The organism is Pseudorhizobium banfieldiae (assembly GCF_000967425.1).
Taxonomy (GTDB): Bacteria; Pseudomonadota; Alphaproteobacteria; order Rhizobiales; family Rhizobiaceae; genus Neorhizobium; species Neorhizobium banfieldiae.
This window is the reverse complement of the sequence record NZ_FO082820.1, coordinates 3,796,787-3,810,825: the sequence shown is the minus strand read 5'-3', so window position 1 is coordinate 3,810,825 and position 14,039 is coordinate 3,796,787. Positions and strand designations below refer to the sequence as shown.

The window sequence follows — 14,039 nt, the reverse complement described above, 5'->3', positions numbered from 1 at the left end:
ATATGGGCTGCGCGTTGCCAGAGCAGGGGGAATTGATGATCGGACTTGTGCTTGTCACCCACGGCAAGCTGGCGGAGGAATTTCGACACGCGCTTGAGCATGTCGTCGGTCCGCAGAAATACATTGAGACGGTCTCCATCGGGCCTGAAGATGACATGGACCGGCGGCGTCAGGACATCGTCGATGCGGTAGCTGTTGCCGATGATGGGCATGGCGTCATCATCCTCACAGACATGTTCGGCGGCACGCCATCCAACCTTGCCATCTCCGTCATGGACGGCGGGCGGATCGAGGTCATCGCGGGTGTCAACCTTCCAATGCTGATCAAGCTCGCCGGCGTCCGCGGCGACAACGACATGAACCGGGCGCTTCTGGAGGCCAGCGAGGCGGGCCGGAAGTACATCAATGTCGCAAGCCGTGTCCTGAGCGGCAAGTAAGCGAACCCAGCATGTCAGTCCATTCCCGTGAGCTCCTCATCGTTAACAAGCGCGGCCTGCACGCCCGCGCCTCGGCGAAATTCGTCCAGACGGTTGCCAAGTTCAACGCCGAAGTCACCGTTACCAAGGACGGTACGACGGTTGGCGGAATGTCGATCATGGGGCTTATGATGCTGGCCGCCAGTCCCGGCTGCAGCGTCGAAGTCACGGCGGCGGGGCCGCAGGCGGCGGAGGTGCTCAGTGCGCTGGAGAGCCTTGTAGCCGACAGGTTCGGCGAAGAAATCTAGGAACACATAAAGACATAAGCACTTCTTTATGTGTCGTTGCTTCCAATAAGCAAGCCTGCTACACCAGCCTCCAGAATGCGAGAGGTGACGCCTCAGGGCGCGCAAACCCCAGCTGGAGAGCTTGATGAGCACGGACAAGGACTACATCGTGGCTGATATCGGACTTGCCGCCTATGGCCGCAAGGAACTCGACATCGCCGAAACGGAAATGCCCGGCCTCATGGCCTGCCGCGAGGAGTTTGGCGAGAGCAAGCCGCTGAAGGGTGCCCGGATCTCCGGCTCGCTGCACATGACCATCCAGACCGGGGTCCTGATCGAGACGCTGAAGGCGCTCGGTGCCGATGTGCGCTGGGCTTCCTGCAACATCTTTTCTACCCAAGACCATGCCGCCGCAGCGATCGCCGAAGCCGGTATTCCTGTCTTCGCGGTGAAGGGCGAGTCGCTCATCGAGTATTGGGAGTACACTGACAAGATCTTTCAGTGGACCGACGGCGGCCTGTCCAACATGATTCTCGACGATGGCGGCGATGCCACCATGTACATCCTGCTCGGCGCACGCGCCGAGGCGGGCGAGGATGTGCTGTCCAACCCGACCTCCGAGGAAGAGGAAATCCTGTTCGCGCAGATCAAGAAGCGCCTGCAGGCCTCGCCAGGCTGGTTCACCAAGCAGCGTGACGCAATCAAGGGCGTGTCCGAAGAGACGACCACTGGCGTCCACCGTCTCTACGAGCTCTCCAAGAAGGGCCTGCTCCCCTTCCCCGCCATCAATGTCAACGACTCCGTCACCAAGTCGAAGTTCGACAACAAGTACGGCTGCAAGGAATCGCTGGTCGACGGTATCCGCCGCGGCACGGACGTGATGATGGCCGGCAAGGTCGCCGTCGTCTGCGGCTACGGCGACGTCGGCAAGGGATCGGCCGCGTCGCTTGCCGGTGCCGGCGCCCGCGTAAAGGTCACGGAAGTGGATCCGATCTGCGCATTGCAGGCCGCAATGGACGGCTTCGAAGTGGTCGTACTGGAGGACGTCGTGGACAGCGCCGATATCTTCATCACCACCACCGGCAACAAGGACGTCATCCGCATCGACCACATGCGGGCCATGAAGGACATGGCGATCGTCGGCAATATCGGCCATTTCGACAACGAAATTCAGGTGTCCGCATTGCGCAACCTGAAGTGGACCAACATCAAGCCCCAGGTCGACCTGATCGAGTTCCCGAAGGGCAATCGGATCATCCTTCTCTCGGAAGGACGCCTGCTGAATCTTGGCAACGCCACCGGGCACCCGTCGTTCGTGATGTCGGCGTCCTTTACCAACCAGGTGCTTGCGCAGATCGAGCTCTTCACCAAGCAGGGCCAGTACAAGAACGAGGTCTACATCCTGCCAAAGCACCTCGACGAGAAGGTCGCCCGCCTGCATCTCGGCAAGCTCGGGGTCAAGCTCACGGAGCTATCGGAAGAACAGGCCTCGTATATCGGCGTCACTCCGCAGGGACCGTTCAAGGCAGAACACTACAGGTACTGATTTTAGCAAGTTGATCCACAAGATATTGATGGTCGCGGTCTTGACGGATCGCGACCTTCTTTTTTGGCGCCACCCTTCCCGCCGATTCCCGAAGCAAGTATTGTCTTAGGCATCGATTCGCTCCTGCTTCGGGCAAGGGCGATGTGGGATGTCTTGTCGAGATGCGGCAAAGGACGGAGACAGACCGGGAATGGCGGTGAACGAACAGAACCCAGCGGAAGGGGCAGCTTGCTCTTGCGATGGCCGTGCTTCGCCCTCCCTTAGCGAGGGCGGGAACGCTTCGCAGGTTCGCCGCATATCCTCGCGGTCGAAGAGCCTGAAACGCTCACTCATGCCCGCTCTCCTGTCGGGCAGTACCCTCGCAGCGTTTGCTGGCACTGCACTTGCCCAGCAGCAGGCACCTGCGGCAGTCAGGCTGTTTTCCTCATCCGAAGTCGCCATCTCTTCACTCGTCATCGGTGCACTCGGTGCAACCCTGCTTTCGGTTCTCTGGCTGGTGCGCCAGAAGGGGAATATGGAGGCGGAAAGCCAGGAGATGCGCAATGCGCTTTCCGACGCGCAGCAGCGCATTTCGAAATACGAAGCCCTGATCGCCGAAAAGAACCGCAGGATCATCATCTGGGACGGCTCGATCGCGCGTCCCGAGGTCCTTGGACAACTGCCGGCCGATACTGGCGCACCGCAAAACGACCGCGAGTTTCTCGCGTTCGGGCGCTGGCTGCGACCCAAATCAGCAGCGGAACTGGAACGAGCTGTCGAATCACTTCGCGGCGACGCCTGCACCTTCGACATGGTGGCGGAAACGATCCGGGACGAAATCCTCGAGGTTCAGGGTCGGGTCTCCGGTGGCAAGGCCTTCGTGCGCTTCACCGCGCTCAATAACCTGCGGGCCGAACTTGCCGAACTGAAGATCGAGCGGGAGCGGCTTCGCGGCTCCATCACCCTCTTCCAATCCCTGCTCGATGCTCTCGAACAGCCGGTATGGCGCCGCGACAGCGACGGCAAGCTCGCCTGGGTCAACCACGCCTATAGCGAAGCCGTCGAAGCCGCGAGCCCGGATCAAGCGGTCGGCGAGGCTCGGGAGTTTCTCGGGACCATCACCCGCGAGAGCATTCGTGCGAACGCCACACCGGCATCGCCCTTCCACGATCGCGTTTCCACCGTCGTTCACGGCAACAGGACGATCTACGAGATCGTCGACGTCGTCGCCACCGGTGGGTCCGCGGGCATGGCGCTCGACGTCTCCGAGGCCGAATCGGTCCGGGAGGAGCTGAAGAGAACGCTTCGCAGCCATGCCGAAACCCTCGACAATCTCGGGACGCCGGTGGCGATCTTCGATCGCGACCGCCGCCTGCAATTCTACAACCAGGCCTTCGTAACGCTCTGGGGGCTCGATCTCGGCTTCCTTGATTCTCGCCCGGACAACAGCGAGCTCCTCGACCGCCTGCGTAGCAGCAACAAGCTTCCGGAACCGCTCAACTGGCGAAGCTGGAAGGAGTCTGCGCTTTCCATCTACCAGGCGCTCGATGCCAAGGATGAGCTCTGGCACCTGCCGAACGGAGAGACATTGCGCGTGGCCGCCACCGCTCATCCGCAGGGCGGCGCCACCTGGGTCTTCGAAAACCTCACCGAACAGGTCAACCTGGAAACGCGCTACAACACGCTTCTGCAGGTCCAGGGGGAGACGATCGATCACCTTTCGGAAGGTGTGGCGGTGTTCGGCCCCGACGGCAGCATCCAGCTTTCCAACCCGGCATTCCGCGCGCTCTGGGGAATCACGGCAGAGCAGGCAAAACCGGGCACGCATATCAGGGCCATCGAGGAAGCCTGCAGCCCCTCCTACGACAAGCCCGACGGCTGGCGCCGTTTTGGCCAGATGCTGACCAGCGGTGACGATGCGCGCCCCTCGCTGCAGGGGACGTTCGAACTCTATTCCGGCCTGATCCTCGACTATGCGGTCACGCCGCTGCCCAATGCCCAGACAATGTTCACCTTCGTCGACATGACCGCAAGCGCCCGCGCCGAGCGTGCGTTGATGGAGAAGAACGAGGCGCTGCGGAAGGCGGACGAGATCAAGAACGATTTCGTCCAGCACGTTTCCTACGAGCTTCGCTCGCCACTCACCAACATCATCGGCTTCACTGATCTGCTGAAGACCCCGGGCGTCGGGGCCCTGAACGAACGCCAGGCGGAGTATGTCGAGCACATCTCGACCTCTTCCTCGCTGCTGCTCACCATCGTCAACGACATCCTCGACCTCGCCACGGTCGACGCCGGCATCATGGAGCTCAACTACACGGAGGTTGGTCTTGACGACCTTTTGGACGACGTGGCGATGCAGATTGCCGACCGTCTGCACGAGAATGCCGTGACGCTGGAGATCACAGCTCCAAGAGGCCTGGGGAGCATCATTGCGGACCAGCAGCGACTGAAGCAGATCCTTCTGAAGCTGCTCACAAATGCCACAAATTTTGCGCCCGAGGGCAGTACCATAACCCTGACCTGCCGGCGGGACGACCAGGACGTCTACTTCTCCGTCTCGGATGATGGTCCCGGTATCCCGACGGAAATGTTGAGCAGCGTCTTCAACCGCTTCTCCTCCAGTCCGCAAGGCGGCAAGCGCAGCGGCGCGGGCCTCGGCCTCTCCATCGTCGAGAGCTTCGTCACCCTCCATCACGGCGATGTGCGTATCGACAGCCGCCCCGGTGGCGGAACAACCGTTACCTGCCGCATCCCGACCGGATCGGCCATGCGTACCATCGCCGCCGCAGAATGAGCGGTAACCCGGCGATCGTCGTCACCCTTGCGGACGAAGCGGCGACAATCCGGCTCGGCGAAGACCTCGCGCTTGCGCTACGGCAAGGGGACTGCCTAGCGCTATCGGGGGATCTCGGAGCCGGCAAGTCGACATTCGCACGCGCCCTGTTGCGTGCCATGGCGGATGAGGACGCCCTCGAGGTTCCCTCGCCCACCTTCACACTGGTGCAGAACTACGAACTGCGCATTCCCGTTGCCCATCTCGACCTCTATCGGCTTGGAGATCCATCCGAGCTGGATGAACTCGGCCTGGACGAAACTCTCGCCACGGGCATCGCGTTGGTCGAATGGCCGGAGATGGCTTGGGATTTTCTCCCTCCGCATCGGCTGACGATGCGGCTGGAGCACAATGGTGCCGGCCGAACCGCTAGCATTTCAGGGCCCGCTCCGGCGCTGGAGCGCATCCGGCGATCGCTGTCCATTCGTGCAATGCTGACCCAGTGGGGGTACCCCGAAGCGAGGCGGCGGTACCTAACCGGCGATGCCTCGGTGCGTGCCTACGAAACTGTTGCGCCAAGTGAGGGCGGTTCGCTCATCCTGATGAACTGGCCTCGCCAGCCCGACGGGCCGCCGGTGCACGACGGGAAGCCCTATCCGAAAGTTGTCCACCTTGCAGAAGACGCGTACCCGTTCGTCGCCATTTCCCGGTACCTCCGCGAGCTCAGCCTCGCTGCGCCGGAGGTCCTGCGGGTCGACTACGACCAGGGAATCCTGCTTATCGAGGACCTCGGGCAGGAAGGCGTCCTTGACGAAAAGGGCCGGCCGATCCCGGATCGCTACCGGGAAAGCGTCGTCTGCCTCGCCTATCTGCACGGCCACCCGCCGCGCCAGGATCTTCCCGTGGATGGCCGCGTCCATCATGTCCCCGACTTCGACCCGATGGCGATGAAGATCGAGGCCCGCCTCCTGCTCGACTGGCACCTTCCCTGGAAGCGCGGCACCGACCCCACCGAGGAGGAAAGGCAGGCCTATCTGGCCGTCTGGGACGATCTGATTGCCGAACTCGCGCCCGCCGAGAGAAACCTGCTGCTGCGCGACTTCCATTCCCCAAACATCATCTGGCGCGCCCACGAATCCGGCGTCCGCCGGGTCGGGATCATCGATTTCCAGGATGCCATGATCGGCCCGACCGCCTATGATCTCGCCTCGATCGTCCAGGATGCGCGGGTCGATGTTTCGCCTGCACTGGCAGAACAGATGATGCGTGACTACTTCGCCTTGCGACGGTCACTCGGCTCGTTCAATGAAGCGGCCTTCCTCAAGGCGTTCGCGATCATGTCGGCGCAACGCAATTGCAAGCTTGCCGGGCTCTGGGTGCGACTGATGAAGCGCGACGGCAAGCCCGGTTACATGCAACATATGCCGCGCACCCTCGCCCACCTCGCGCAAGCCCTAAAGCACGAAGCGCTCGCTCCGCTTCGCCACTGGTGCCTGGAGACCGGAATAGAGCTACCCGAATCATGAGCCCTGCTTTAGAAAGCAGGACATGAAGATCGCCCAGGCCATGGTCCTCGCAGCGGGTCTTGGAACCCGCCTCCGCCCAATCACCGATACCATGCCGAAACCCCTGGTGCCGGTCGCAGGCAAGGCGATGATCGATTACGCGCTGGATGCGCTTGCCGATGCAGGGGTCCGTCGGGCAGTCGTCAACGTCCATCATTTCGCCGACCAGATGGAGGCGCATCTGAAGGTCTATCCGCGGCTGGAGGTGACGATTTCCGACGAACGCGCTGGGTTGATGAATTCGGGCGGCGGGCTCGCCAAAGGCGTCCGCCTGTTGGATCGGGCCCCGCTCTTCGTGATGAATGCGGACCTGTTCTGGGTAGGGGAAAAATCGGGTCAGCCCACGAACCTGGAGCGTCTTGCCACCTTCTTCGACCCTGCCGTGATGGATATGGCACTCCTTTGCGTACCTCTGGAGCGGACCACGGGCCATAACGGAAAGAAGGATTTTGAGCTAGACGAATACGGACGCCTGACGCGCTATCGCGACGGAGCCCAGCCGCTCGTCTATGCCGGAGCCATTGCGATGCACTCTTCCCTTCTGGACGATGCGCCAGACGACGCCTTCAACCTCAATCTCTATTTCGACAAAGCCATTGCCGCGGGCCGGCTCTACGGCCTCGTGCTCGAGGGTCACTGGCTGACGGTCGGGACACCCGACGCACTCGTCGAGGCGGAAGAGGTTCTCTCCCGTCTCCACGCTGAGGCGTGACCATGGAGGGCCGCCGTCACAAGCGGGTTTTCACCATCCCCCCGGGCACGCCGTTCCTGAGGACAGTCGCCGCCGCACTTTGTGACGGTAGATTGCACGAGGGCTTCCATCACGACCCACGGGATCCGCTGTCGCTCGCCAATGTCACCATTTTCGTCCCGACGCGACGCGCGGCACGCGTGCTACGCTCAGAATTTGTGGACCTTCTGGGTGGAGGTTCCGCCATTCTTCCCGTCGTCCGTCCGCTTGGCGAGACGGAGGACGACAGTGGCTATTTCGATCTCGCTGCGCCTGAAGAGATGGACCTGGCAACGCCGATCGGCGGGGTGGCTCGGCTTCTGGAACTCGGTCGGCTGATCCTCGCCTGGCGCAACAGGCTACCGCAGGTGGTCATCGACATCCATTCGGACTCGCCGCTGATTGCGCCGGCGAGTCCGGCGGATGCCATCTGGCTTGCGCGATCGCTGGCCGAACTGATCGATTCCGTCGAAACGGAAGAACGGGACTGGGCGGAACTGGATAATCTCCGGCCTGCCGACCTTGCGATCTGGTGGCAGCTCACCGCGGAGTTTCTTCGCATCGCCAGCGAGTTCTGGCCCGGGCGGCTTGAGGAACTGCGCCGCTCCTCACCCGCCCGCCACCAGGCAGCCCTCCTACGCGGCGAAGCACGGCGGATTGGCGAGCGCCAGCACAAGGGACCGGTGATTGTCGCCGGATCGACGGGCTCAATCCCGGCCGCCGCGGATCTCATTGCCGCAATCGCAGGTCTCCCGGAAGGGGCGGTCGTCCTGCCCGGGCTGGATTGCGCCATGCCCTCCGACCATTGGCAGGCGATCAGTAGCGAAGCCCCGTCGGGACGGATAGAGCCCTCAAGCCGCAGTCATCCGCAATTCGCACTGTCCCGCCTGCTCCTCAAGCTCGGCGTCGATCGTGACGAGGTGACCGTGCTGGAGCCACCATCGGCCGACCTCCATTTTCGCGACCGGACCATTTCGCAAGCGCTTGCTCCGTCGGCTGCAACGGATGAATGGAGCACCTGGCGCAGCGAGACGAGCCCTCAGGATCTTGAGGATGCCTTCAAGGGCGTTGCCCTCATCGAGGCAGCGAACGAGCGGGAAGAGGCCGTGGCGATCGCCATCGCACTGCGTCTCGCACTTGAACAGCCGGGACAGGGGGGGCGCGAGTCACAAGCGGCGCTGATTACGCCCGACCGCGCACTTGCGCGGCGGGTGACGGCGGAGCTTGCGCGCTTCGGAATTACGGCCGACGACACGGCAGGTACGCCCCTTTCCGCGACGCCGCAGGGAACCCTGCTCCAGCTTCTCCTGGAGGCAACGCTGCGACCCGGCGATCCGGTGGCGATAACCTCGCTCCTGAAGCATCCGCTGATGCGCCTCGGGATGGAGCGCGAAACGCTTCGTGAGGCGGCCGAAGCGCTTGAGCTCATCGCCTTGAGGGGCGGTCGGGCGGACCTGGACATCTCGGCGCTTGCACCCCTGCTCGAGGAGCAGCGGGAAGCACAGCGCGAGGATCGCCATCCGCCGGCATGGTGTTCCACCCTCCCCGAGATGGCCTTCGCCGCAGCCCTCAACCTGGCACAGCGACTGGGTGAAGCCGTTGAACCGCTTGCCGGCGCACTGTTTGCGCGTAGGGCTGATGGGCGCGGGTTGACCTCCAAACTGACTCTTTCCGATTGGGCAACCCGCACCGGACGGGCGCTGGAAGCCATCTGCGCCGATGAAGGAGGCGACCTCTCCTCCCTCTGGTCGGGGGAAGCGGGAGAGCGGCTCACCTCCCTTCTCGGCGAGGTGATCGACACCGACGGGCAGATGGAGGCGGACGGGCCGCAATGGATCGATATCATGCAGGCTCTGACGACCGGCGAGGCCGTCAAGCCGCGTTCGCTGAGCCATCCGCGGGTGTTCATCTTCGGCACGCTGGAAGCCCGCCTGCAGACCGTGGACACGATGATCCTCGGGGGAATGAACGAAGGCTCGTGGCCGGGGCAGACCGTCAACAACCCCTTCCTCTCGCGGACAATGAAAACGGAAATGGGACTGGAGCCGCCGGAGCGGCGGATCGGGCAACTGGCGCATGACTTCGTCATGGCCAGCGGAACGCGGCAGCTGATCTATACGCGCTCGCTTCGACAGGGTTCCACGCCAACCGTTGCATCACGGTGGCTGCAGCGACTGCTGGCGCTCGGAGGGGAGGATCTCGCGCGGCAGCTCCGAACGCGTGGCGATCAGTACCGGCGTTGGGCGAGCGAGATCGATGCCGGCGAGAACCAGGCGCCGGCGAAACGTCCCGCGCCGAAACCGCCGGCAGACCTGCAGCCAAGGCGCTATTCCTTCAGCGAAGTCGGACGGTTACGACGAGACCCTTATGCGATCTATGCCCGCCGAATCCTGAGGCTCGATCCGGTCGCACCCTTCAACGCCGATCCCGGCGCAGCCGACCGCGGCACGCTCTATCACGCCATCATCGACCGCTATACAAGGGAAAAGCACGTCGCCGGCACACCGGTCTCGCTGGAGGCGATGCGTCGGATCACTGATGAACTCTTCGACGCCGAACGCCTGCCGCCGCATATCGACCGAGTCTGGCGGCCTCGTTTCGTGGAAGTCGGCCGTGCCTTCCTTGAATGGGAGGCACGCCGGGCGCCCGACATCCGGACGACCGCCACCGAATGCGGCGCCGGCTGGGACATTCCAGGGGTGGACGTCCGGCTGACGGGCATTGCCGACCGGATCGACATCAAGGGGTCTAACCTTGCCAGTATCATCGACTACAAGACGGGATCGAGCCCGACCTGCTCGCAAGCGCGTTCGCTTCTCGACCCGCAACTGGCTCTGGAGGCGGCGGCTCTCCGGGCCGGTGCCTTCAAATCCGTCGGCGCGGTCGACGTCGACGAGCTTCTTTACGTCCGACTGAAGCCGGGCGACCGTTTCAAGCCGGAATGCGTCAACAATGAAGCCAAGAAGGGCGGCAAGTCGGCCATGGACCTTGCCGACGAGTCGATCGAGCAGTTGACGAAGTTCGTGACGCATCTGCGGAGCGGCAGGACGGGATTCGCCTCTCGCCTCGTACCCTTCATGCAGAGCGACTATGGCGGCGATTACGACCATCTCGCTCGTGTCGCCGAATGGTCGACCGCCGATGCCGAGGAGGTCGAGGCCGATGAATGACGTCCTGCCCCAGGGGGACGATCCGCGCGACTGGCTGGACTGGACGGCGACACGACAGTCGCTCGCCTCCGATCCTGCGAGTTCCGCCTGGGTCTCGGCGAATGCCGGATCCGGAAAGACGCATGTGCTGACGCAGCGGGTGATCCGGCTGCTGCTTTCGGGATGCCGCCCGTCCTCCATCCTCTGCCTCACCTATACCAAGGCTGCGGCCTCGGAGATGTCGAACCGCGTCTTCCAGCGGCTGGCCGAATGGGCCGTCCTCGATGACCGCGACCTGAAGCAGCGGATCGCCTCGATCGAGGGTGCGGAGCCGGATGCGTTGAAACTTGCGGAGGCCCGGCGGCTGTTTGCAAGGGCACTTGAGACACCGGGCGGCTTGAAGATCCAGACGATCCATGCCTTCTGCGAGGCGCTCCTCCACCAGTTTCCGCTTGAGGCGAATGTGGCAGGGCATTTCTCCGTCCTGGATGATCGTGCTGCCTCTGCCCTCCTTGCCGAGGCGCGTCGTTCACTGCTGACCGCCACGTCGGCGGAAGACGACCCAGTGCTGGCAGAGGCATTTGCCCATGTGCTTGACCTCGGTGATGAGTTCGGGCTGGAGAACCTACTCGGCGAGATTGTCGCACACCGCACGGCGATCCGGCAGTTTCTCGCCCATGCAGACCGGCAAGGAGGTGTCGATCGCCTCCTGCGGCGCGCCTTCGGCCTGCCAGAAGCCGCAACGGAAGCCTCCGTCGCCGAAAGCTACTGGCCGCTTCCCGGCCTTTCGGGAGGGACATTGGCCACATATCTGCAGCTTGCGGACGAGAAGGGAGGCTCCAAGGTGCAGGAGGTCGCCTACGGTCTGCGCCTCTGCCAAACGGAGAGCGATGTGCATCGGCGCGTCCAGATTCTTGAGGGTCTGTTTCTCACCAGCGTCGGCAAGCCGAAGGCAGACGGTTCGCTGGTGGCGAAGAAGATGCTCGACGCAGCGCCCGCGCTCGCCAGCGCCGTCAATCTCGCCCGCAACTACGTTCTCACCTGCCGCGATCGGCTGCGCGTCATGCGCATGGCAAGGGCAACGGCTGCCGCGCTCGTGCTCGCCGAACGGCTGAATGACGACTACGAGGATCTGAAGAAGCAGCGCAGCCTGCTCGACTTTGAAGACCTTATAGCGCGAACGGCAGATCTTCTGACCCGGGACGGGGTCGGGGCCTGGGTGCACTACAAGCTCGACCAGGGGATCGACCACATCCTCGTGGATGAGGCACAGGACACCAGTCCGGTACAGTGGGAGGTCATCAAATCGCTGGCGGAGGATTTCTATTCCGGCAGCAGTGCCCGGACGACGAGACGGACGATCTTTGCCGTCGGGGACGAGAAACAGTCCATCTATTCCTTCCAGGGCGCAAAGCCGGAACGATTCGCGGCGGAGCGTACCCGCACACGTGCGGATGTGGAGGCGAGCGGGCAGATATTCCACCCAGTGCGGCTGCCGCTGTCCTTCCGCTCCACCGCCGACGTCCTGTCGGCGGTGGATCAGGTCTTCTCGCTTCCCGAAAACGCACGTGGACTGACGTTCGAGGACGAGACTATCGTCCACCGCTCGAACAGGATTGGGCATCCGGGTGCCGTCGACCTGTGGGACGTGGTGGTGCCGGAGGTGGCCGATGCCGGCGAGGACTGGACGGCACCATTCGATGCGACGCCCGACAAGGCGCCATCGGCGATCCTGGCGTCGCGCATCGCCAATTCGATCGGAGAGATGATTGGACGCGAGACCATCATCGAGAAGGGCATCGAGCGACCGATCGAGCCGGGAGACGTGCTCGTGCTGGTGCGCAAGCGCGACGCCTTCGTGAACGCCCTCACCCGGGCCCTCAAGCGGCGCGGCAATATTCCTGTCGCCGGTGCCGACCGACTTCGCCTCACCAGTCACATTGCGGTCCAAGACCTCCTGTCGCTCGGACGTTTCCTGGTGCTGCCCCAGGACGACCTGTCGCTGTCAGCCCTGCTCAAGAGCCCGCTGTTCAACCTGTCGGAAGAAGAAGTTTTCGAAGTGGCAGCACTGCGGCCGGAGGGAAGCGGCGTCTGGCAGCATCTGTGCCGGCTTGCAGACGAGCAGCCGCTGCGGTTCGCAACGGTGAAAGAGAAACTGAAGCAGCTCCTGTCGATGTCACGGCAGATGAGCCCCCACGATCTCTATGCCCGGGTTCTCGGTCAAATGGGGGGGCGTCGCCAGTTCTTGGGGAGACTGGGCACAGAAGCGGGCGATATCCTGGACGAGTTCCTGACTTTCGCCCTCGATCACGAAGGCAAGGGTCTGCCAGGCCTCCAGTCCTTCGTTTCGACGCTGGAGATCGAATCACCGGAGATCAAGCGCGAACAGGACAGCGGCCGTAACGAGGTGCGGATCATGACCGTGCATGCCTCCAAGGGTCTGGAGGCGCCGATCGTCTTCCTAGTGGACAGCGGGTCGAAGGCCTTCATTTCCTCGCATGTGCCGAAACTGCGCCTTCTGCCGCAGGATGGGCTGGAAGTTCCGGCATGGGTGCCGACGAAGGCGCTCGCAAATTCCTTGACGAGTGCCGATGACGAACGGCTGAGGCAGGCGACCGAGGAGGAGTATCGGCGGCTACTCTACGTCGGCATGACGAGAGCTGCAGACCGGCTGATCGTATGCGGATATCGCGGCAAGAATGCCAATCCCGACACCTGGAACAGCATGATCGCAAACGCCCTCTGCGGCCACCCGCAGCATTGCAGCGCCGCTCGCTTTTCCGGTCCGGAGGGGGAATGGGGCGGCTTCCGCTGGCGCCTTCCGGCAGGGGTCTATACCGCCAAGCGTGCGGATGATGCGAAGGAACGCCCGGATCAGGATCAGCCTCTGCCGGCGGCACTCGGCCGCGCCCTTCCGCCACAGGTCTCGCTTCCACGCCCACTCAGCCCGTCCGGCGCCGGCACCATGGTCGAAGACGAGGCGGACGATCTTCTGACGGCATCGCCGCTCTTCGGGGAAAGGACCGCAGATGGCCTGTCTCTCCAGAAAGGTCGGCTAGTGCACCGCATGCTCCAGGTTCTTCCGGATTTCTCGGCCGGCGGGCGGGCCGAGGCGGCAGGGCGCTATGCGGAGCGGGCGGCACGTTTCTGGCCGTCGGCGGAGCGCGAGACCTTGGTTCACTGCGTGCTTTCGGTCCTCGAGCATCCTGATCTCCAGCCTGTGTTTTCCGGCCACAGCCAGGCGGAGGTATCGATCATGGGGACGCTCCGCCTGGGCGGGCAGGACTATGCCATCTCGGGCCGCATCGACCGGATGGCGGTGGATGACGAGGAGGTTACGGTCCTCGACTACAAGACGAACCGGAAGCCGCCGGATCGCGAAGAGGATGTGCCCCTCGTCCATCGGGCACAGCTCGCCCTCTACCGCGAGATCCTGCGGCCGCTCTATCCAAGGCACCGTTTTCGCTGCGTCCTCGCATATACGGAGACGGGCGGCGTGGTGTCGCTGTCGCCGGAGATCCTCGACCGTTCGCTTGCCGAGCTTCGGCCAAAGTGAGATAGCAGTATTGAAAAGAGGCGGCCGCAGCCTCA

The 14,039-nt window shown here is 63.3% G+C and carries 8 protein-coding genes; all 8 read left to right on the top strand.

Annotated elements, in window-relative coordinates:
- The first annotated feature begins 35 nt into the window (after nt 1-35).
- Nucleotides 36-437: a PTS sugar transporter subunit IIA gene (locus tag NT26_RS18405; protein ID WP_052640869.1), complete on the top strand. Its 402-nt coding sequence runs from the start codon at nt 36-38 to the stop codon at nt 435-437.
- Between the two features lie 11 nt (nt 438-448).
- Nucleotides 449-724: an HPr family phosphocarrier protein gene (locus NT26_RS18400; protein WP_052640867.1), complete on the top strand. Its 276-nt coding sequence runs from the start codon at nt 449-451 to the stop codon at nt 722-724.
- A 124-nt stretch (nt 725-848) separates the two neighbouring features.
- Nucleotides 849-2,249: an adenosylhomocysteinase gene (gene ahcY, locus NT26_RS18395; protein ID WP_052640865.1), complete on the top strand. Its 1,401-nt coding sequence runs from the start codon at nt 849-851 to the stop codon at nt 2,247-2,249.
- 331 nt (nt 2,250-2,580) lie between these two features.
- On the top strand, nt 2,581-5,025 hold the full coding sequence (locus tag NT26_RS18390) for a PAS domain-containing sensor histidine kinase (RefSeq protein ID WP_052640863.1): 2,445 nt from the start codon (nt 2,581-2,583) through the stop codon (nt 5,023-5,025).
- Nucleotides 5,022-6,530: a tRNA (adenosine(37)-N6)-threonylcarbamoyltransferase complex ATPase subunit type 1 TsaE gene (tsaE, locus tag NT26_RS18385; protein WP_052640861.1), complete on the top strand. Its 1,509-nt coding sequence runs from the start codon at nt 5,022-5,024 to the stop codon at nt 6,528-6,530. The genes NT26_RS18390 and tsaE overlap by 4 nt, the downstream gene beginning before the upstream one ends.
- A gap of 22 nt (nt 6,531-6,552) precedes the next feature.
- Complete coding sequence (locus NT26_RS18380; protein WP_052640859.1) at nt 6,553-7,281, top strand: nucleotidyltransferase family protein; 729 nt, start codon at nt 6,553-6,555, stop codon at nt 7,279-7,281.
- A gap of 2 nt (nt 7,282-7,283) precedes the next feature.
- Nucleotides 7,284-10,469 carry a double-strand break repair protein AddB gene (addB, locus tag NT26_RS18375; RefSeq protein ID WP_052640857.1) on the top strand — a complete coding sequence of 1,062 codons (3,186 nt, stop codon included), beginning with the start codon at nt 7,284-7,286 and terminating at the stop codon, nt 10,467-10,469.
- Complete coding sequence (gene addA, locus NT26_RS18370; protein WP_052640855.1) at nt 10,462-14,004, top strand: double-strand break repair helicase AddA; 3,543 nt, start codon at nt 10,462-10,464, stop codon at nt 14,002-14,004. The genes addB and addA overlap by 8 nt, the downstream gene beginning before the upstream one ends.
- The last annotated feature ends 35 nt before the right edge of the window (nt 14,005-14,039 follow it).